Source organism: Anoxybacteroides rupiense (genome assembly GCF_014196195.1).
Lineage (GTDB): Bacteria > Bacillota > Bacilli > Bacillales > Anoxybacillaceae > Anoxybacteroides > Anoxybacteroides rupiense.
On the sequence record NZ_JACIDF010000005.1, the window covers coordinates 37,049 to 57,690 of the forward strand.

A 20,642-nucleotide genomic window follows, 5' to 3' on the forward strand; every position below is an offset into this window, starting at 1 on the left:
AGTATGAAACAAAATGAGAAACAATGTCGCTTTTGTGTATCAGGCGCTTGCAAAAGGATTGATTTTGTAAGCGCTTTTTTGCTGGCACGATACTTGCAATATATAAAAGTGAAATGAATCGAATAGGAGGGAGCATGATGACAATCGCAAAATCACAAACGAAAAGCATCACTCAAGAAAAAGCGAAGTGGATGTATCAAAAAATGAATGAAATTCGCCAGTTTGAGGACAAAGTGCATGAAATTTTTAGCAAAGGTGTTTTGCCTGGTTTTGTTCATTTGTATGCTGGCGAGGAGGCGGTGGCAGTCGGAATTTGCGCCCATTTAAGCGAAAAAGACTATATTACGAGCACACACAGAGGGCACGGTCATTGCATTGCAAAGGAATGTGACTTAAATGGAATGATGTCTGAAATTTATGGAAAGGCGACAGGGCTATGTAAAGGAAAAGGCGGATCGATGCATATTGCCGATGTGGAAAAAGGAATGCTTGGTGCCAATGGAATCGTTGGAGGAGGCTTTCCTCTCGCTGTTGGTGCCGGATTGACGGCGAAGTTAAAGAAAACGGGCGGAGTGGCCGTTTGCTTTTTCGGAGATGGCGCCAACAACCATGGAACGTTTCATGAAGGGATCAATCTTGCGGCGATTTGGAAGCTACCGGTCATTTTTGTGGCCGAAAATAATGGATACGCGGAAGCTACTCCTTTTGAATATGCTTCCAGCTGCCAAAATATTGCCGATCGTGCGGCTGCTTATAATATTCCGGGAGAAATTGTGGACGGTAAGGATGTGGTCGCTGTTTATGAAGCGGCGGAAAGGGCGATTGAGCGAGCAAGAAACGGACAAGGCCCGACGCTGATTGAGTGTAAAACTTATCGAAACTACGGACATTTCGAGGGAGATGCGCAAACATACAAATCATCGGAAGAAAAGCAGAAGCATTTGCAGGAGCTTGATGCGATTGTCAGATTCCGCAAGCATTTGCTGGCGAATGGGCTTGTCTCTGAGCAGGAGCTAATGCATATCGAACAAAATGTGGCAGAAGCGATTGAGAAGGCTGTCGAGTTTGCGGAGAATAGTCCGTTTCCGACCGAAGAGGAGCTTTTGCGGGATGTATATGTATCCTATTAATGAAAAAGTGAGGGGGAGCGAAAGATGACAAGAAAAATTTCTTTCTCAGAAGCGGTCAATGAGGCGATGAAGCTGGCGATGCGAAAAGATCCGAATGTCATTTTGCTCGGAGAGGATGTCGCCGGCGGGGCGACAGTCGACCATTTGCAGGATGACGAAGCATGGGGAGGAGTGATGGGAGTCACGAAAGGACTTGTGCAGGAGTTTGGGAGAGAACGAGTACTTGATACGCCGATTGCTGAAGCGGGATATATGGGAGCGGCTGTCACGGCGGCGGCCACTGGAATGCGGCCAATCGCTGAATTAATGTTTAATGACTTTATCGGCAGTTGTTTGGACGAGGTGATGAATCAGGGAGCAAAGCTGCGCTATATGTTTGGCGGAAAGGCGAAGGTGCCGCTCACTGTGCGGACGATGCATGGTGCAGGGTTTCGGGCGGCGGCCCAGCATTCGCAAAGCCTTTATGCGTTATTTACCCACATACCAGGTTTAAAGGTGGTTGTGCCATCGACTCCATCTGACGCAAAAGGGCTCTTGCTCGCTTCGATTTTTGATGATGATCCCGTGATCTTTTTTGAGGATAAAACACTTTATAACATGAAAGGAGAAGTAGACGAGGAGTTTTATACGATTCCGCTTGGGAAGGCCGATATTAAACGGCAAGGCAGCGATTTGACGATTGTCGCAATCGGAAAACAGGTGCATACCGCGTTAAAGGCGGCAGAATTATTAAAAGAGAGAGGAATTGAAACAGAAGTCGTCGATCCAAGAACGCTATCCCCGCTTGATGAGGAGACGATTTTAGCTTCTGTGGAGAAGACGGGCCGGCTTATTGTCATCGATGAAGCAAATCCGCGCTGCAGCGCTGCTACGGATATTTCCGCGCTCGTGGCCGATAAAGGATTTGATTATTTAGACGCGCCGATCAAAATGATTACCGCTCCGCATTGCCCGGTTCCATTTTCGCCGGCATTGGAGGACCTGTATTTGCCAACTCCGGAAAAAGTGTTGCGGGCAGCAGCTGAAATTATCGGCGATGAAACGATTGTAACCGTGTGAAGCAGACGCGAATCGTGCGGGACATAGTAAAACTTTGTTTTATTTCAATCAGCTGGCATGCGCCTTTCTTTCTTAAAGCGTGAATCAATAGGTCATTCATTTCAGCTGGAGTCCAGCAGCTGACATTTTCTCAAAAAGATAAGAGTGAATATAGGGCGCTAGTATAATGAGCGATTTAACAGCTTTCCAAAAGAAGTCTCCCATCCTCGAGGACCATGAAGGGTGACAGCCCAGTGAGTAGGGGGAGATGAATTTCGGTCGGCGATCCGCCAACGGATAGGATACTCTATCGTTCGAACGGACCCCTGCGGAACGAAGGGAAGCGTAAAGGGTTCTTGTGTGGGGCTTACCGTTCAGCGAACACGCACAAGTCGCTTGAAGCCCTCCTCTAAACGGTGGCGTGGCGGGTGGTTCACAAGAGCGGCTGGCGACATGGACGCTCAGGCGCATGCTGCCTACATTGATTGCAGCATTTTTCATTCCTTGTATTCATCGGAAAAGGAGAGGGAAATCATGGCGGTTGAAATTATTATGCCAAAGCTAGGAATGAGCATGGAAGAAGGAACGGTAGTCGAGTGGCTCAAAAAAGAAGGAGACGCGATTAAAAAAGGTGAGTCGATTGCGGTCATCAGTTCGGAAAAAATCGAAAAAGATATTGAAGCCCCTCAGGATGGAGTGCTATTGAAGATTATTGCGGCGCAAGACGAAACGGTTGCAGTAGGGCAAGCCATCGGCTATATCGGTCAAGAAGGAGAAAGCATGCATGAAGCGGAAGGAAGAGAAGCTGTCAAGAAAGAAGAACAAGTGATCAGCACAGCAAGCCAAACAGCACGGCAGGAAGCGGCGACAGCGATCGCGGCAGAAGAGACGAAGCCCGCTCCGCAGATGATGGCCCGTGTCTCGCCTGCGGCGAGGAAGCTCGCTCGCGAAGCGGGGATTGATTTAAGCAAAATTTCCGGTTCTGGCCCAAAGGGAAGGATAACAAGAGCTGATATTGAAAAGGCCATACAAATGGCACAGGCTCCTGCCCCTTCTGTTGCGGAAAAGCAGCTAAAGCCTCAAACGAATGTTGAAGTTGAGCCAAGCGGTGTGACGGTCAAACCGATGACAGGCATGCGTAAAACCATTGCCTCAAGAATGTTTGCTAGCCTGCAGCAAACGGCGCAGTTGACCATTCATATGAACGCGGATGTCACTCATTTGTTGGAGCTGCAGGAAAAGCTGAGACAGGATGAAGCGATCGGAAAACTGACGATCACGGACTTTATTGCCCGTGCTGTCGTTTTATCGTTGCTTCAACATAAACAAATAAACAGCCATTATCAAAATGGACAGATTCAAACGTATGATGCGGTCCATTTAGGGATAGCCGTTGCGTTGGAAAACGGCCTTATTGTTCCCGTCGTCAAACATGCCGAATCTCTTTCTTTAAGAGAAATTTCACAGCAAATCAAGACGTTAAGTAAAAAGGCGCGTGAAGGGGCTTTAAACAGTGAAGAGATGACAGGATCGACCTTTACCATTACTAGTCTTGGTGCTTATGGAGTCGAATTTTTTACGCCGGTGCTCAATCCTCCAGAGGTAGGGATTCTTGGGGTAGGGACGGCAACCGATGTCCCTGTTTTTATCGGGGAGGACATTCAACGCAGAAAACGATTGCCACTCAGCTTGACGTTTGACCACCAAATCATTGATGGAGCTCCAGCGAGCGATTTTCTCCGCACCGTGAAGACTTATTTAGAAGCGCCGTATCGGCTGCTTTGGTTATCATAGTCATTGCCGATCGCAAACGTTCGCCGAGGCAGATTCCTCCTTTACATATGAATCTGCCTCGGTTTAGTTTGTTTAGTTTTCCACCATTTTAGCAAATTGATTTAACGTACAATTTGGCTCTACACCAAGTCGCTTAATTTCCAGCAATGCATCGCCAACCTGGACTTTCCCTGGTTTGGTTGTCACGGCCATATGAATATTTAATTCTTTTAATAGCTTTATTGTATTAGCATTGTATTGGCCGAACGGATAGGCGAAATATTTGCTTCCTCCCAGTATGCTTATGCTTTGTTTAATGTCCGCTTTGACGGTTGCATAAGGCTTTGTGATCACATCACTTTTGTTGCCGTTTAAATGATGTAGCTGATGGGTATGGGATTCAAATGTAAATACGTCCTTCATGCTGTTCATTTCCGTTTGACTTAAAAATTGCAGCTTATCTGGGTTAAATGGCTGCGGTGTTTTCGTCATTCTGCTCGTGATGACAAAATTAGCTGCTTTAAATCCGTACGATTTTAATACAGGATAAGCATACAAAAAACTCGTTTTTAAACCGTCATCAAAGGTAATGACAACCGCTTTGGCCGGGAGATTGGCCGTTCCTTTTACGTAATTTTCTAAGCGCTCCAGCGTAATCGCCTCGTACCCATGAGTTTTCAGCCAATTCATCTGTTGGTTAAACTGAAGATCCGAAATAGTCGTCGATACATTGCGATAATTTTTATTTTCTGCTGGCTTTAAAATATGATGATACATAAGGACAGGGACACCATTGTCCCACTTAGCTTTTGAATCATGTAAATATCCGATTCGTCCGCCGACATCAAGTTGGTACCAATGATTGATTTTTTTTATAATCGGATAACGCATATTGCCTTTGATCGTGACGAAAGGAATCAGTTTGCCCTTGCTATTATCATAAACGCGTTCATTTTTATTGATTAAAATCGTGCGGTTTGAGTTTTTTAGATTTTTTGCATTTTCTCCTGAAACCGTTTGGCTGCAAAAGGGATGAACAGCACCCTTATACACATAAGCATAGCTATTGCCAAATTTTATTTTCCACCAATTTTTCCCTGCATCTGCATAGATTTTTAATATATCTCCTTTTTCCATATAGCCTACTTCAAGTAATGAGCCTGTGCTGTTGTCAAGCAGTGGAACGCGTGACTGAATCGCTTTAATATACATTTTTTGTCCGTCGGCAGTTACTTTATGAGTGAATAAAACCAAAAAAGCAGCTAAGCACGAAAAGATAAAGAGGAAGATGCGCGGCATGTCATGATCACCTCCTTTCCTATTTGATTGACTGATAGGGGGAGAACGGCAATATCGGCTTTCATTCTCCATTGCCAGCCTATGATGAATCGCCTTATTCCATTTTTTTGCTTAAAGGTGCGTATGTATACTTATATGGCCTCATCATTTTCAAACGGTTGAATGAGCTCGTTTCTATCGGTTTTCCATTTGAACTCATCATTTATATCGATATGAAATTTAGGGTGTGTTTCGTTGGTTCAAGGCAAGTTTCCATATTGTTAAAAAATAGGTTGATTTTTTGGAGTGAACAATTCATTCAACCTTTCCCGATCGATCAATAGAGGCCGACTTGAATTCTTTTGCCATTTGTTTTATTACGATATATGGTAATAATGATAGATTAAACCATATTATAAATATAATCTTACAAATGATTTGTTTCAATAGTATTTTTTTATACATATTATGAATAAGATTCCATGTATTAACGAAGAATTTTGTTATGTCAGGGAAGTACATGTTTTCGTATGTTAAAAAGAGGTTTTGATGCGGAAAGCGTTTATCTGTTAGTGTGTGGATGACCCGATCAAACAAATAACCTTGTTTTTTTTGGGAAATCAGTTTATTTTTTCTAATTGTGTAATATACTATTCATTCCAGATTTATTGTTTATCCATTTTTAGTCATATATAATTAATAAGGAATTGGATGATAAAGGAGAGTTTAGCATGAAAAAGGTTAGAAAGGCGATTATTCCTGCTGCCGGTTTGGGCACTCGTTTTCTACCAGCTACTAAGGCGATGCCCAAGGAAATGCTTCCGATTGTGGATAAGCCGACCATTCAGTATATTGTTGAAGAAGCGATTGCTTCTGGCATTGAAGATATTATCATTGTAACGGGAAAAGGAAAGCGCGCCATTGAAGACCATTTTGATAATGCGCCAGAGCTGGAGCAAAATTTAATGGAAAAGAAAAAGTACGATTTATTGGAAGAGGTGCGTCATTCCGCTAATTTAGTGGATATTCATTATATTCGCCAAAAGTCCCCAAAAGGATTGGGCCATGCGGTATGGTGTGCCCGCAAGTTTATTGGCGATGAACCGTTTGCGGTGTTATTGGGAGATGATATCGTCCAAGCGGAAAAACCTTGTTTAAGCCAATTGATTGAACAATTTGAGCATACTCAATGCTCAGTGATTGGTGTTCAACCTGTGCCGGACGATGAAACAAACCGTTATGGAATTATCGAACCGCTAAAGAAAATGGGAGAGCTTTATCAAGTAAAGCAGTTTGTTGAAAAACCTCCGTTAGGCACAGCTCCGTCCAATTTAGCGATTATGGGTCGTTATGTGTTTACGCCGGATATATTCGAGTTTTTAGAAAAACAGGAGATTGGGGCTGGAGGAGAAATTCAACTGACGGATGCGATCCAAAAATTAAATGAAAAACAGTCTGTATATGCATACAGCTTTATGGGCAAGCGCTATGATGTAGGCGAGAAGCTTGGATTTGTAAAAACGACGGTGGAATTCGCGCTGCAGAAGGAAGAACTGCGCGGGGAGCTGATTAGCTTTTTGAAGCAATTGCTCCATCAGGAAAAGTCGCTTTAACATACTCATAGAAACCTCTCCCTCCTTTCACGAAGTGAAGGGGGGAGAGGTTTTTTATGCACATGGAATAAGAAATTTTGAGAGCCAGCTCTGTTAATGAAATCAAGAGCTCTGCTTCGAAGGTTCCTTGTCTTTATAACGTATGAACATGAATAAAACGGAAAGATAAAATACGAGTGTATTGGCATACAAATAACGAAAGTCTTGAGCCGGCAGAGCGATAAAAATGCTTCCGATATTGAGAAACAACGCAAAAGGAACTAACCAAGCCTTCCAGTCGTTCCGCAAAGCTGTAATAAAAGTAAACAAAACGATCAGGAACATGTAGTTGGCTGGCCGCCAAATAAATGGTTTTAAATCTGTATCCGATGTTTTTAAATATTGAGTGATGAATTCAGTCAAAGGCTTAACGATGACTTGGCTTTTCAGCCCGTCCCTATTGTGAGGCCAAACATTTGTCACAAATGTATACGTATGGCCGTCTTGTGGTTCATTCATTTGCCAGACAAGAGAAGTTTGTTTTAAAAAAGCTTCCTTTGCTATTTTTGGATTTTGTGCGCAAATTTCGAGCCATGTCCGCATATAAGTGGAAAGATGATCGGGAAAAATCGCACTTCGATTATATTCCTTGGAAAATTTAATGCGATTGGTGATATATGGATGATAATATTGCTTCCACAACGGTAATGGCAAAATTTGATTTAAGTATTGCGCCTGTTCCTCTGTTAGTTTCCCACCTTGCTCAATCACTCTAGCTATTTGTTGGGTAGGAATGCTTAAAACCTCGTTTGGATCCGAAGGTGCGACCTTCAGATAATGAAAGACAGGCCCTGTAAAGATGAGGTAAAACGCGATAATAGAGCCCCCGGATAATATCAACGGTTTCCACTGACGACGGAAGACCATAAGCAAAACGATGAGCATGACAAGGAACACCGGGAAGCCGTTATGACGGAAAAATACAACACCGAAAGCGGCTAGAAAGAAAATCCACGTGCTTTTCTTGCTGTTTAGCCATTTCCCATTCGTAATGACTAAATGAAAGATAGTCGTACTAAAGAGTAATATGAATGCACTATATAGGATATCTTTCCAAATTGTGATAGAGTAAATACCGTTAATAGGGTTAATCGCAAAAAGAATCGATACAATCCAAAGCCAAAAGCGTCGAATGCCAGCTTTTTCGAATTGGGCCATACAGTATCCAAAGATGAGCGAAATGATGATGATTTGCGATAATGCAACAATAGCGGGAGAGTCCCAAATTTTCGTTAGTCCCATAATGAATAATGTATACATCAGCGGATGCCAATTGCTAAAATGTCCGGTATGAGCTTGGTGCCACTGATCAACAGAATCAAAGGTCATAGCGGCAGGGAAAATTGCCAGTGCATATCCCCCCCACAGGATGATGGAAGGAACGGCGTATTTGAATAGGCTCCATTTGCTTGAAGCTAAGTGATCAGCTGGTTTTACCTCTATTTTTAGAGAGGAGAAAATAATCCACAATACAAGACTACTTAGGAAAAAAAAGGTGCCGATATAAACATATGCTCTTGTTTTAAAAGAGTAGGCAAGCAAAAAATCTTGTTCTCCTTTCATGCTAAGAAGGGCTAAGAATGAAAATAAAAGCGTAAAGACGATAATCGCTATCCGTTGTCTTTTTAAAAGACGGCGCCATTCATCTTTCATTAAGAACAGCAAATGAATATGGATGAAAGTCAATAGTGTCGTGACAAAAGCAACGGTCGCCCGTGACGTATCTTGAATGGGGATAAAAAAGAAAATGAGGGCCACACTGCTAAAAAGGGCTAACGGGATACTAGCTATATAAATGATCATCCTCGTGCTCATTACATTATTTCCTCCTCAGAATAGGTAATCATATGATGTTGAACGTGCGCTAATCCATTCCTAACACTGACTCTATGCAATGTCTTTGTGATGGCGACATCGATCACTAGAGGGGGTCTTACTTCAATCAGTCATTCATGTATTTATTTTCCATTATCCTATTATACACCGATCGACAGAATTATAAAAATGTCATTTTTTATGAAATCTATAAATGTTGAATTTTTGCGGTAGAAGATAGGGGAAGGAGAGGAGAATAGAAGGATAATGGCAAAAAGCTGCTCCCTTGAAGCAGCTTTTTGCCGTTTATAACACAAGGAAAATGGAGCCGATTAAAATCAACAAGACCCCTGCCATTTTTTTGCGGGTGATATGTTCTTTTAACAGAACATACGATAAACCGAGCGTCCAAATATAAGTGATGGATGTTAAAGGGAACACGATAGTATAAGGGAGCTGCTTTAAAATGATAATATTAAGCACGGCTCCTATCCCATAAAGCATACCGCCAATGAATAACGGGAGCAAAAACGCTGCTTGGAATCCTAAGCGCTGGCTGGATGCTTTTTTAAAGTAATAGCCTCCTAACGCCCCGGACAAGGTCATGATTAAAAGCAAGAGAAACGAACTAATGATCGCCACCTCCTATCAGTATGGCGCCGCTCGTAATGAGAAGAGTCCCTATTACTTTCATGGTGGTGATTGGTTCATGAAGAAAGGCGACTCCCAACAGAAGACCGAACACATATCCCATACTGAGAAGAGGGTGCAGCACAGAAAGACTTCCGAAGCGAAAAGCGACGATCATTAAAACAGCTCCAATAAAATAAAGGGAGAACCCGAATAACAGATAAACGTTCCAATTTCCGTCCGATAGCTTCCAAAGCATCTGTCCGCTGGCGGTGCTGACAGAGGCAATCAGAATGAATAAAATGCCGATTTTGTTTTTTTGCAAGGACTGAACAAACCGATTCATGTCCTCATCTCCTTCTTTTTATAAGAAACGAAGGCAAATAAAAAGGCAATAAAGAATACTAACGAATTAGAATATAAATAACGGAAATCTTGCGCTGGCAAAGCGGCTAATACGGTTCCGGTATTTAAAAGAACTATGAGTGGCACAAGCCAGGCTTTCCAATTGTTTCGTAAAAAGGCGACAAATGTGAATAGCAAAATGAAAAAGGTATAGATGGCCGGCCGCCAAATCAACGGTTTGAATGTTGTGTCAGAGATCGATAAATATTTTTTCACTGCCAATGTCAGCGGAGAGAAAATGATTTCGTTTTTCAGACCAAACTTATTTCCGTAAAAGACATTGGTGACAAACGTCGATGTATACCCATCATTAGGCTGGTTCATTTGCCAAACAAGAGATGTTTGCTTGAGCGCGGCTTGTATCACAAGCTTTGGATTTTGCATACAAATATCCCACCATGTGCGTAAATAATCAGAAAGGTGGTCAGGAAAAATCGCGCTTCGATTGTATTGCTTGGCGAATTTAATGGGGTCTGTAAGGTATGGATTATAGTTTTTCTTCCAGAGCTCCAAAGGTAAAATTTGATTTAAATAATCTGCTTGTTCATCCGTCAGGTTCCCATTATAAGCAACAACCCGAGCGAGCTGTTGCGTCGGAATGCTTAATGCCTCGTTTGGATCCGCTGACACAACTTTCAGATAGGTAAATACAGGACCGGTGACAATATAATGGGCTGCAACGATAAAGAAAATGGAAAAGACCCATTGCTTCCATGTTTCCCGGAAGCAAATAAGCAAGATCACGAGCATGACTAAACAGACGGCAAAGCCGTTGTGCCGGAAAAAAATCACTCCTAGAGCTGTCATGATAAAAAGAAAGAAATGGGTGTTGCGTTTAATCCATTTTCCGTTGGTAATGACAAGATTAAAAACGAGCGTAGTAAACAATAAAATAAAGGTGCTATATAAAACATCTTTCCATATGGTGATAGAATAAATCCCATTAATAGGACTTAAAGCAAAAATAATCGATATGATCCAAAGCAAAAATGGTTTAACCCCAGCTTTTTCAAATTGCCGCATACAATAGCCAAAAATCAACGAAATGATGATGATTTGCGAGAGGCCGATCACGGCAGGTGAGTCCCAGATTTTTGTTAGAATCATAATGAAAAATGTATACATTAAGGGATGCCAATCATTAAATTTTCCTGTATGAGCTTGCTCCCATTGATAAATGGAGTCAGCGGTCATTCCCCCAGGAAAAATCGCCAACAGATAAAGGGTCCAAACTACTAGAGAAGGGAGAGCATATTTAAGGATGTTCCATTTGCTGACAGAGCGAGGAACTTCATTCATTTTAATGTTTACAAGCGACAAAATGATCCATAGGACGAGCGAGCAAATCGTTGCATATGTACCAATATATACATATGCGCGCGTCAACCAAGAATTATCTGATAAATAAAATTGCTCTCCTTTTAAACTAAGAAAGGCTAAGAATGAAAAGACCAATGTAAACCCAATGGTGATGTGCTTTTTGCGTTTGTTAAAGGATGCAAGGGACGAAGCCATAAAAAAAAGCTGATAATAGCAAAAAGCGAGCAATGCGATCACCAAAAGGATAACAAGAAAGGAAACATCAAGAATTGGCGTGAAAAAAAAGATGACTGCTATACCGCTGAGCAAAGCGGCAGCTACGCTTATAGCGTAGCGATTAAGAGATGTAGTCATTTTCTTCCCTCCGCATTTGCTTATAAATTTGGTTCAACTCCAATTCATACTGCTTTCGGTGTGCAGCGGCAACGGTATCTAAAATCAATCCACATGCGAAAGATAGCAAGGCAAAAATCATTAATCCAACGGCTAAAATCGCCGACGGGATACGAGTAATGAAGCTTGTTTTGGCAAACTCTACGATAACCGGAATCCCTGCGGCTAGTCCAAGAATGAAAAATAACAGCGCCCATAGTGAAAAGAATAAGAATGGTTTGTAATCTTTAAATAAGGTGAAAATCATTTTTAACACTTTCCATCCATCAGAGAACGTATTAAGCTTGGATTCGCTGCCTTCTGGACGATCGCGATAATCGATCGGCACCTCTTTAATTAAAAACTTTTTATCAAGAGCATGGATGCTCATTTCCGTTTCAATTTCAAATCCCGGGCTCATGACGGGCATGGATTTGACAAACCACTTATCAAACGCGCGATAGCCAGTCATGATATCTTTAATATCGCTTTTATAAAGGAAGTTAATTAATCCTTTTACCAAATTATTGCCAAAGTTGTGGAAAGGTCGTTTGTTTTCCTGAAAGTAGGTGCCGTTTGACAAGCGGTCACCAATCACCATATTGGCTTCTTTGTTTTTAATCGGTTCAATTAGCCGATGAACAAATTCGGCCGGATATGTGTCATCGCCGTCAACCATGACATAAATATCGGCATCAATCTCCCGAAACATCGAACGAACGACATGTCCCTTTCCTTGGCGAGTTTCTTTTCGAACAATAGCGCCATGCTGGGACGCAACTTCTGAAGTGCGGTCCTTTGAGTTGTTGTCATATACGTAAATATCGGCTTCTGGTAATTCTCTTTGAAAATCTGAGATCACTTTTCCAATGGTCTGTTCCTCGTTATAGCAAGGAATGAGTACGGCGATCTTCATGTTTTCACTCCTTTTCTATTATGGTTTATATGCCATGAATAGCACTTTGTTATCAATATGTGCTTTTCGTCATAGGGACAAACGGGTTTGGTCTATCTAAGCTAGCGCTGTAAAAAACTACACGGTTAAGAATATCATTTTCCATTTATTTTTTCCACATGAAGCTTGATTTTGTGAATTTTTGTTAGTTTGGTTCTGTTTATTTTCCAAAATCATACATAAATAAGTAAAAAATCCCCTCTTTCATCCGAAAGAGGGGATCCGACTTATGCTTCTACCGGAATAAATTGAAAGGTCTGTACGTCAAACAATCCTTGGTCCGTCAATTTCAGTTCTGGGATGACTGGCAAAGCTAAAAAAGCGAGGGTAATGAATGGATTAAACGCTTGAGATGCCCCGATATCCATCAATGCCTCTTTGATTTTTTGCAAGTTTTCGCACACATCGCTGCAGCTTCTTGTCGTCATAAGACCGCCAACTTCAAGCGGCAGGTCGGCTATGATTGCTCCGTCTTTCACGACAACGAGTCCACCGTTAAGCTGCTTGATATGATCGATGGCCAGCAGTAAATCGCGATCGTTTGTGCCGACGGCGATAATATTATGCGAATCGTGGGCGATGGATGAAGCAATCGCGCCGTTTTGCAGTTGAAACCCTTTCACAATGCCAAGTCCGATTCCGCGCTGTTGATGCCGTTCAACAACAACAAGCTTCAATAAATCTTTTGTTATGGAAGGGACGAATCGTCCTTGGTGGACATCGACTGATTCGATCATACGCTTCGTTTGTAAGCGATTGGGAATAATTTCAATAACATGGGCCTTCGTCCCTTTTGAAAAAGGAATTTGCAGATCTCTTTCTGTGATGACGGGGGCGTGAACAGATTGGAGAATTCGGTCTCCTAAATTTTTCTTTTCTGCTGATGTGGAAAAGACGGCTTTGCCGTTTTCGGCCACGAGCACCCCTTTTTTATAAACGTGTGAAATTTGCAATAAACGCAAATCGTCAATCAGTAAAAAGTCGGCTTCATATCCGGGAGCGATGGCTCCTTTTGTATTTAAACGATAGCACTCAGCCACATTAAGTGTCGCCATTTGAATGGCCGTGATCGGATCGATTCCTGCCTGTATAGCAAGGCGGATGTTATGATCGATGCTTCCCTCGGCCATTAGTTCATCTAAATGCTTATCATCTGTGCAAAATAAAAATCGCCGTGCATTTTGGACGTTAACCGCCGGAATCAGCTGAAGCAAATCTTTAGCGACGGATCCTTCGCGAATCATGACATATAGGCCGCGGCGAATTCGTTCTAAAGCTTCTGCGGCCGTTGCACATTCATGGTCTGTTTTTATGGCTGCGCTGGCGTACACGTTTACCGCTTGATGATCCAAGCCGGCCAAATGCCCATCGATGCGTTTGTTCGCTTCTTCTGCCATGATGAGCTTATCGAGCATATGTGAGCGCTCGTGCAAAAGAGACGGGTAATCCATCACTTCTGCCAATCCGAGAACTCGAGAGTCGGAGAGAAATGGAGCCAGCTCCTGCGCGGTCAATACAGCTCCCGCATGTTCAAACGATGTCGCTGGAACACAGGAAGGGAGCATGATATAAACGTCCAGCGGCACATGCTTGGAATCGTCCAGCATAAATTGTATTCCTTCCACTCCAGATACGTTGGCGATTTCATGAGGATCGGCGATCACGGCTGTCACACCGTGAGGGATCACGGCTTGAGCAAATTCGCTTGGGGTGACCATGGAAGATTCAATGTGCACATGCGCATCAATGAATCCCGGACAAACATACTTTCCTCCGGCATCAATGATCGAATGGCCCTCATATTGTCCAATGCCTGCAATCATTCCGTCAACAATGGCGATATCTCCTTCTTCGATCTCATGAGTGAATACATTGATAATTTTCCCGTTTTTGACCACGAGATCAGCCGGCTCTTTCCGGGCGGCAACGGCGAGCCGCTTCCATAATAACGATTTCATTAGTCTTGCTCCTCTCATCATTTTTACCAAAATCACCTGATTCGTGTTCGCTATTGATTGAAATGTGAGCGAATCTTCCAATAGTAGCTGAAAAGGGAGTTTGACAACGCTTCAAAGCGCCATTTCCACAATGTGGCATAGTTGCTTAAATCAAGCCTGAATGAATGGCGCATTTGGAAGCGGCTGATGCCTTGCTTTTTTGTCCAACATCCCTGTAACGAAATCGGCCGTGGAAGCACAGTCCTAACTTCATATCTAAAAAATGGTAATCTGTAAAGTGAATCTATCAAAAATAGGAGGACAGGTACAGCATCATGGCCGCTTTCCCATCATGACGGATAAGTCCATGTAAATTGTTTTCATTGTATGATTGAGAGGGTCCGCTCGTCAAATGATTCGTTAAGATAAAAGACCAAGCATTTAAATCCAGTAGCGCATGTTGCTTTAATCAGTGAAAGTTTGGTATCATCATAGTATTGTGAAAGGTCGAGAATGTTGGAGGTGAACGAAAATGTCAAGAATTTCGATCGAGCAAGTTAAGCACGTAGCTCATTTGGCACGTTTAGCGATTACTGAAGAGGAAGCCGAAATGTTTACGAAGCAGCTAGATGCGATCATTACATTTGCAGAGCAGCTCAATGAACTGGATACGGAAAATGTTCCGCCAACGTCGCATGTGCTGAATATGAAAAATGTGATGCGTGAAGATGTGCCGGCACAAGGCCTTCCGCTTGAAGACGTGTTGAAAAATGCACCAGATCAGCAAGATGGACAATTCCGGGTGCCAGCGATTTTAGAATAAGGGAGGGAAGAGCATGTCGCTGTTTGATTACAAAATGTCTGAATTACATAGCCTGTTGCATAAAAAGGAAATTTCCGTTTCCGATTTAGTGAGCGAATCCTTTAAGCGGATTCATGAAGTCGAAGAGAAGGTACAAGCCTTTTTAACACTTGATGAGGAGCGTGCACGTGCGAAAGCAAAAGAATTAGATGAAAAGCTAGCAACCGAAGAAGAATTCGGCTTGCTTTTTGGCATGCCGATCGGTGTGAAGGATAACATCGTGACAAAAGGCCTTCGTACGACGTGCGCCAGCAAAATTCTTTACAATTTTGATCCAATTTATGATGCGACGGTTGTACAGCGCTTGCAGGAAGCCGATGCCGTGACAGTCGGAAAATTGAATATGGATGAGTTTGCGATGGGATCTTCCACGGAAAACTCCGGTTTTCAATTAACACGCAATCCATGGAATATCGAATGCGTACCTGGCGGCTCAAGCGGCGGTTCGGCTGCGGCTGTTGCGGCAGGAGAGGTGCCATTTGCGCTAGGATCTGATACAGGCGGTTCGATTCGCCAGCCGGCTGCGTTTTGTGGTGTCGTCGGCTTAAAACCTACATATGGACGGGTATCGCGCTTTGGTCTTGTTGCTTTTGCTTCTTCGTTGGACCAAATTGGACCAATTACACGTACCGTTGAAGACAACGCTTATTTGTTGCAGGTGATTTCCGGGCTTGATCCAATGGATTCAACATCAGCCAATGTCGATGTACCAGACTATGTATCGGCATTAACAGGCGATATTCGCGGTCTAAAAATTGCCGTGCCAAAAGAATACTTAGGCGAAGGTGTCTCTGAGGAGGTGCGCCAGTCTGTATTACATGCATTAAAAGTATTGGAAGGACTTGGCGCAACATGGGAGGAAGTATCGTTGCCGCATTCTAAATATGCATTGGCCACTTATTATTTACTTGCCTCTTCTGAAGCATCTGCGAACCTTGCCCGTTTTGACGGTGTCCGCTACGGCTATCGTACGGATAATGCGAAAAACTTAATTGATATGTACAAGCAGACGCGCAGCGAAGGCTTCGGCAATGAAGTGAAGCGCCGCATTATGCTTGGAACGTTTGCATTAAGCTCTGGCTATTATGATGCGTACTATAAAAAAGCGCAAAAAGTGCGGACATTAATTAAGCAGGATTTTGAAAACGTATTTGAAAAATATGATGTCATCATTGGTCCGACAACGCCGACACCAGCGTTTAAAATCGGCGAAAAAACGAGCGATCCGCTAACCATGTATGCGAATGACATTTTAACGATTCCAGTTAACCTTGCCGGCGTTCCGGGCATTTCCATTCCATGCGGATTGGTGAACGGGCTTCCGGTCGGCTTGCAAATCATCGGCAAGCACTTTGATGAAAGCACGATTTATCGCGTTGCGCATGCATTTGAACAAGCGACGGACTATCATAAACAAAAACCGGTATTGTAAGGGGGGAAATGAAGATGAATTTTGAAATTGTCATCGGGCTTGAGGTCCATGTCGAACTGAAAACAAAATCGAAAATTTTTTCCAGCAGTCCAAACGCATTCGGAGCACCCCCAAATACACAAACGAGCGTGATTGATTTAGGCTATCCAGGGGTTCTCCCTGTGTTGAATAAACAAGCGGTTGAATTTGCGATGAAGGCGGCGATGGCATTAAATTGCGAAATTGCCACGGAAACGAAATTTGACCGAAAAAACTATTTTTATCCAGACAACCCGAAAGCGTATCAAATTTCGCAATACGATCAGCCAATTGGCCAGAACGGCTGGATTGAAATTGAAGTCAACGGCAAAAAGAAAAAAATCGGGATTACGCGCATTCACTTAGAAGAGGATGCCGGAAAGCTGACGCATACAGGCGATGGCTATTCATTGGTGGATTTCAACCGCCAGGGCACGCCGTTGATTGAGATTGTTTCTGAACCGGACATTCGCTCTCCAGAAGAAGCGTATGCCTATTTGGAAAAGTTAAAATCGATTATTCAATATACAGGCGTATCTGATTGTAAGATGGAAGAAGGCTCGCTTCGCTGCGACGCGAACATTTCGCTCCGTCCGATCGGATCGGACAAATTCGGTACCAAAACCGAGTTAAAAAACTTAAACTCGTTTAACTTTGTGCGTCAAGGATTGGAATATGAAGCGAAACGCCAAGAAAAAATTCTGCTTTCTGGCGGCGTCATTCACCAAGAGACGCGCCGTTTCGATGAAGCGACAAAAACCACTATTTTGATGCGCACAAAAGAGGGATCTGAAGACTACCGTTACTTCCCAGAGCCAGATCTTGTCATGCTTTATATTGACGATGAATGGAAGGAGCGCGTTCGCGCCTCGATTCCTGAGTTGCCGGATGCTCGTCAGGCTCGTTATATTAAAGAGCTTGGTCTGCCGGAGTATGATGCGAAAGTGTTAACCATCACAAAAGAAATGGCCGATTTCTTCGAAGCGACAGTTGCGAATGGCGCTGATCCGAAATTAGCGTCAAACTGGCTCATGGTAGAAGTATCAGGCTATTTGAACGCCGAACAAAAAGAGCTTCACGACATTGCGCTTACTCCAGAAAGCTTGGCAGGCATGATTAAGCTGATTCAAAACGGCACGATTTCATCGAAAATCGCTAAAAAAATCTTTAAAGAGCTTGTTGAAAAAGGCGGCGACCCAGAAAAAATCGTCAAAGAACAAGGGCTTGTCCAAATTTCTGATGAGGGAACGCTGCGCAAAATTGTGCTGGAAGTGCTTGATGCCAACCCGCAGTCCATTGAGGATTATAAAAATGGAAAAGACCGTGCCATTGGCTTCTTAGTTGGCCAAATTATGAAGGCAACAAAAGGACAAGCGAATCCGCAGCTTGTGAATAAGTTGCTGTTAGAAGAAATCAATCAACGATAACCAATATATGGCTGTCCCAAAAAAGCACTAGGCGAAACCTTTTGGGACAGCCTTTTTATTTGATCATTCAGTGCAAGCGCTGATTGTATGAGCTGAAAAGGTACATTTATCTCGAAAATTCCTTGTTTATCAAACAGGAAAAAGAGATTTTCACCCTCCTGATGGTGCCAAAATGTTTTTGCGCAGGTGTCTATATCAATGAAAGGGTATTGGACCTTCTTTTCATGGATGTTGTCCTTTCGGCTGGTGGCAGCGCTTCTGAATATAAAGGTCATGCCGTTTGGGGGATGATTCCATTTTTTGTAATGAGAGTATTGAAAGGAAAGGATATGGAAGTATATAAGAGCATATGGGAGGATATTGATGTATTTCTGAGGATTCTGGATATATCCGACTAGTATCGTGGGAAATTCGCACATATCGCTTTATATACACTTATTTCCCATTTGTAAACCATATCTATGTATCGGTATAATAATCATTGTAATTATGTAACTATTCAGCATATTATCGCTGGATCTTGTTTTCAGAACCATGGAAAGAGGGGATTTGCTCTGGCGGAAGGCATCAAAAATAAAGAGTGAAGATGATCATAACAGGGCTATGAAAGCAGCATGCCCAAGAATACAGAAGATGAAAGGGAATCATGAGTTGAAATTTAGAAATCCATGTATGATGGAGTGATCTTCGTTCATCCCTTGCTTCATCTTAAGCTGTATTTTCCTTTATCTATGGAGGCGGGTTTTCACTGTGAGACAGCGCTGAGACAAGAGTCTTTTTTCATTTTGTAAACATTCTATCGTTTTTCCTAGTGGATGAACGATCATCGTTTAGAAGGCAGAGCCTTGTTGGCTCAACGATCTGTATGGAGCAGGATGCTTCGTAATCTATGAAATCTTGTTTGACGCTCGTGGCGCGTATGAAGCGATCTTGCCTGGCAAGATGAATCAGTAGGTCTGCTTTATACAAATGAGGTCATGAGATTTTTGTTTTTGCTTAGAGCAAAAAAGATAATTCGTCCATTTTGGACAGAAGGGTGCTTTGTTTTGATGAAGGTAATCGTTCAAATGTTTGAATAACCAATCGCTTTATGTATGATCGGATTTCCCTTCGTCTTGTTTCCTCATCAGTTGAATATCCAGTAGATGTTTAATCTCCTCTTTCATCAAATTCCGTAGCGAATTCTACCAGTCACACATTTCATACCCGCATATGAAGCAGATGCAACATACGACTTCCATTGCTTCGTTTGTTGGCATGAACGCCATCTTTTAGTGTTTGAAGACAGCTTCCGTCATCTGTCTTCAGCGTGAAAAGAAATGAGAGCGGCGCTCCATCCTTTGATACAAGTCCGGTAAACAGAAAAGAGTAGGCGCTTGTTCGTTGTTTCTTCACTGTCTAAAGGAACGGCCATTGGAAATATGGTACATCGCATCTATATGTCTCCGCTATCTAAAACAATCAGCTAATCGTCATGTGACCTTGAAAGTTCATTTAAAGTAATTTGCAGCGCTTGAATGGCGTGGGATTTGTTTTTGGCTATGGAAGAGTTTTTCTTATAAAGTTTCTAGTGATGAGGCATAACATGCTGAATAGTTACGTGATTGTTTCTAAATGATGATTGTACATCCTCTATCACAGCTTTGAGCTAGCTCAATCATGTAAAGGGGAGGAATTTCATTGCGTAAATGTGCAGCTTTGATCGGAACGATTTTATTAGTCTTATCACTGGTGGCCTGCGGAACGGGAGAAAAAGCAGAGAAAGGAAAGATTGTGATTGCCGGTAAAAAATTTACCGAACAAATGATTTTAACGCATTTGCTGGCCGAATACGTAAAAGCGAATACAGATTTGGATGTAGAGGTAAAGGATAGCCTGGGCGGCGCGTTTATGCTGCAACAGGCGATCGAAGGTGGCGACATCGATGCTTATGTAGAATATACGGGTACCGGTTACTTAAATATTTTAAAAAATCAATATGACGCATCGCAAACGCCAGATGATATCTATCAAGCAACGAAAAAAGAATATAAGGAAAAATTTAATATTACTTGGCTTAAGCCGCTTGGATTTAATAATACGTATGCTTTGGCTATGAGAAAAGAGCTGGCGGATGAGCTTGGGGTGAAAACAAGCTCGGATTTAGCAAAAAAATCGAATCAGCTCGTATTCGGTTCAGATGCCGAGTTTTTTGAGCGGAGCGATGGATACGACGGGTTAGTCAAGGAATATGGATTTCAGTTTAAGAAAAAAACGAATATCGACCCTGATTTGCAATATGAAGCCGCTAAAAACGGCGATATTGATGTCATTACTGCTTATACAACCGATGCGCGTATCAAAAAATACAACCTCGTTGTGCTTGAAGATGACAAACATTATTTTCCTCCATACTATGCTGTACCGATTGTTCGCCAAGAGGTTTTGGATGCCAATCCGGGATTAGAAGAAGCGCTAAACAAGCTTGAAAATATCTTATCTGATGAAAAAATGATGGAGTTGAACGGACAGGTCAATATCGAAGGGAAGCAGCCAAAACAAGTAGCGATCGACTTCCTCAAATCGGAAGGACTCATTGACTAAACAGCCAGTTTGAAG

The 20,642-nt window shown here is 42.6% G+C and carries 15 protein-coding genes; 8 read left to right on the plus strand and 7 right to left on the minus strand.

Features of this window, described 5'->3' with window-relative positions:
* The first annotated feature begins 134 nt into the window (after positions 1 to 134).
* From GGQ95_RS09965 to GGQ95_RS09975, 3 genes are all read left to right on the plus strand, one after another.
* The gene (locus tag GGQ95_RS09965; RefSeq protein ID WP_066148430.1) at positions 135 to 1,130 is read left to right on the plus strand and encodes a thiamine pyrophosphate-dependent dehydrogenase E1 component subunit alpha; all 996 of its coding nucleotides are present in this window, start codon (positions 135 to 137) and stop codon (positions 1,128 to 1,130) included.
* Between the two features lie 24 nt (positions 1,131 to 1,154).
* Positions 1,155 to 2,189: an alpha-ketoacid dehydrogenase subunit beta gene (locus GGQ95_RS09970; RefSeq protein ID WP_044741354.1), complete on the plus strand. Its 1,035-nt coding sequence runs from the start codon at positions 1,155 to 1,157 to the stop codon at positions 2,187 to 2,189.
* A gap of 513 nt (positions 2,190 to 2,702) precedes the next feature.
* The gene (locus GGQ95_RS09975; RefSeq protein ID WP_183186692.1) at positions 2,703 to 3,962 is read left to right on the plus strand and encodes a dihydrolipoamide acetyltransferase family protein; all 1,260 of its coding nucleotides are present in this window, start codon (positions 2,703 to 2,705) and stop codon (positions 3,960 to 3,962) included.
* A 72-nt stretch (positions 3,963 to 4,034) separates the two neighbouring features.
* Here GGQ95_RS09975 and GGQ95_RS09980 read toward each other — a convergent pair whose 3' ends face one another.
* Positions 4,035 to 5,240 (minus strand): polysaccharide deacetylase family protein, encoded by a 1,206-nt coding sequence (locus GGQ95_RS09980; RefSeq protein WP_183186693.1) that lies wholly within the window; start codon positions 5,238 to 5,240, stop codon positions 4,035 to 4,037.
* Positions 5,241 to 5,950: 710 nt separating this feature from the next.
* On the opposite strand from GGQ95_RS09980, the gene galU reads away from it, so the two are divergent.
* On the plus strand, positions 5,951 to 6,832 hold the full coding sequence (galU, locus tag GGQ95_RS09985; RefSeq protein WP_183186694.1) for a UTP--glucose-1-phosphate uridylyltransferase GalU: 882 nt from the start codon (positions 5,951 to 5,953) through the stop codon (positions 6,830 to 6,832).
* A gap of 102 nt (positions 6,833 to 6,934) precedes the next feature.
* Here galU and GGQ95_RS09990 read toward each other — a convergent pair whose 3' ends face one another.
* The 6 genes from GGQ95_RS09990 to ade all read right to left on the minus strand — a co-directional run bounded on the left by GGQ95_RS09990 (position 6,935) and on the right by ade (position 14,326).
* Positions 6,935 to 8,686 carry a DUF6020 family protein gene (locus GGQ95_RS09990; RefSeq protein ID WP_244963673.1) on the minus strand — a complete coding sequence of 584 codons (1,752 nt, stop codon included), beginning with the start codon at positions 8,684 to 8,686 and terminating at the stop codon, positions 6,935 to 6,937.
* 306 nt (positions 8,687 to 8,992) lie between these two features.
* Positions 8,993 to 9,328 carry an EamA family transporter gene (locus GGQ95_RS09995; protein ID WP_311975581.1) on the minus strand — a complete coding sequence of 112 codons (336 nt, stop codon included), beginning with the start codon at positions 9,326 to 9,328 and terminating at the stop codon, positions 8,993 to 8,995.
* Entirely contained in the window at positions 9,315 to 9,662 is a 348-nt protein-coding gene (locus tag GGQ95_RS10000; protein WP_044741357.1) for an EamA family transporter, read from the minus strand. The genes GGQ95_RS09995 and GGQ95_RS10000 overlap by 14 nt, the downstream gene beginning before the upstream one ends.
* Complete coding sequence (locus GGQ95_RS10005; protein ID WP_183186695.1) at positions 9,659 to 11,395, minus strand: DUF6020 family protein; 1,737 nt, start codon at positions 11,393 to 11,395, stop codon at positions 9,659 to 9,661. Before GGQ95_RS10005 ends, GGQ95_RS10000 begins: the two co-directional genes overlap by 4 nt.
* Positions 11,379 to 12,329 (minus strand): DPM/DPG synthase family glycosyltransferase, encoded by a 951-nt coding sequence (locus GGQ95_RS10010; protein WP_044741359.1) that lies wholly within the window; start codon positions 12,327 to 12,329, stop codon positions 11,379 to 11,381. Before GGQ95_RS10010 ends, GGQ95_RS10005 begins: the two co-directional genes overlap by 17 nt.
* A 266-nt stretch (positions 12,330 to 12,595) precedes the next feature.
* The gene (gene ade, locus GGQ95_RS10015) at positions 12,596 to 14,326 is read right to left on the minus strand and encodes an adenine deaminase (RefSeq protein ID WP_080859694.1); all 1,731 of its coding nucleotides are present in this window, start codon (positions 14,324 to 14,326) and stop codon (positions 12,596 to 12,598) included.
* 511 nt (positions 14,327 to 14,837) lie between these two features.
* Between ade and gatC the strand changes: the two genes are divergently transcribed.
* From gatC to GGQ95_RS10035, 4 genes are all read left to right on the plus strand, one after another.
* The gene (gene gatC, locus GGQ95_RS10020) at positions 14,838 to 15,128 is read left to right on the plus strand and encodes an Asp-tRNA(Asn)/Glu-tRNA(Gln) amidotransferase subunit GatC (protein ID WP_044741361.1); all 291 of its coding nucleotides are present in this window, start codon (positions 14,838 to 14,840) and stop codon (positions 15,126 to 15,128) included.
* A 13-nt stretch (positions 15,129 to 15,141) separates the two neighbouring features.
* On the plus strand, positions 15,142 to 16,599 hold the full coding sequence (gene gatA, locus GGQ95_RS10025; RefSeq protein WP_066148436.1) for an Asp-tRNA(Asn)/Glu-tRNA(Gln) amidotransferase subunit GatA: 1,458 nt from the start codon (positions 15,142 to 15,144) through the stop codon (positions 16,597 to 16,599).
* A 14-nt stretch (positions 16,600 to 16,613) separates the two neighbouring features.
* Complete coding sequence (gatB, locus tag GGQ95_RS10030; protein WP_044741363.1) at positions 16,614 to 18,044, plus strand: Asp-tRNA(Asn)/Glu-tRNA(Gln) amidotransferase subunit GatB; 1,431 nt, start codon at positions 16,614 to 16,616, stop codon at positions 18,042 to 18,044.
* Positions 18,045 to 19,724: 1,680 nt separating this feature from the next.
* Entirely contained in the window at positions 19,725 to 20,627 is a 903-nt protein-coding gene (locus tag GGQ95_RS10035) for a glycine betaine ABC transporter substrate-binding protein (protein ID WP_066148443.1), read from the plus strand.
* Positions 20,628 to 20,642: the final 15 nt, after the last annotated feature.

What these genes read in the sequence shown, in the direction of transcription:
- GGQ95_RS09965 (WP_066148430.1), top strand. Translation starts at nt 135, where the DNA reads ATGATGACAATCGCAAAATCACAAACGAAAAGCATCACTCAAGAAAAA.
- GGQ95_RS09970 (WP_044741354.1), top strand. Translation starts at nt 1,155, where the DNA reads ATGACAAGAAAAATTTCTTTCTCAGAAGCGGTCAATGAGGCGATGAAG.
- GGQ95_RS09975 (WP_183186692.1), top strand. Translation starts at nt 2,703, where the DNA reads ATGGCGGTTGAAATTATTATGCCAAAGCTAGGAATGAGCATGGAAGAA.
- GGQ95_RS09980 (WP_183186693.1), bottom strand. Translation starts at nt 5,240, where the DNA reads ATGCCGCGCATCTTCCTCTTTATCTTTTCGTGCTTAGCTGCTTTTTTG.
- galU (WP_183186694.1), top strand. Translation starts at nt 5,951, where the DNA reads ATGAAAAAGGTTAGAAAGGCGATTATTCCTGCTGCCGGTTTGGGCACT.
- GGQ95_RS09990 (WP_244963673.1), bottom strand. Translation starts at nt 8,686, where the DNA reads ATGAGCACGAGGATGATCATTTATATAGCTAGTATCCCGTTAGCCCTT.
- GGQ95_RS10000 (WP_044741357.1), bottom strand. Translation starts at nt 9,662, where the DNA reads ATGAATCGGTTTGTTCAGTCCTTGCAAAAAAACAAAATCGGCATTTTA.
- GGQ95_RS10005 (WP_183186695.1), bottom strand. Translation starts at nt 11,395, where the DNA reads ATGACTACATCTCTTAATCGCTACGCTATAAGCGTAGCTGCCGCTTTG.
- GGQ95_RS10010 (WP_044741359.1), bottom strand. Translation starts at nt 12,329, where the DNA reads ATGAAGATCGCCGTACTCATTCCTTGCTATAACGAGGAACAGACCATT.
- ade (WP_080859694.1), bottom strand. Translation starts at nt 14,326, where the DNA reads ATGAAATCGTTATTATGGAAGCGGCTCGCCGTTGCCGCCCGGAAAGAG.
- gatC (WP_044741361.1), top strand. Translation starts at nt 14,838, where the DNA reads ATGTCAAGAATTTCGATCGAGCAAGTTAAGCACGTAGCTCATTTGGCA.
- gatA (WP_066148436.1), top strand. Translation starts at nt 15,142, where the DNA reads ATGTCGCTGTTTGATTACAAAATGTCTGAATTACATAGCCTGTTGCAT.
- gatB (WP_044741363.1), top strand. Translation starts at nt 16,614, where the DNA reads ATGAATTTTGAAATTGTCATCGGGCTTGAGGTCCATGTCGAACTGAAA.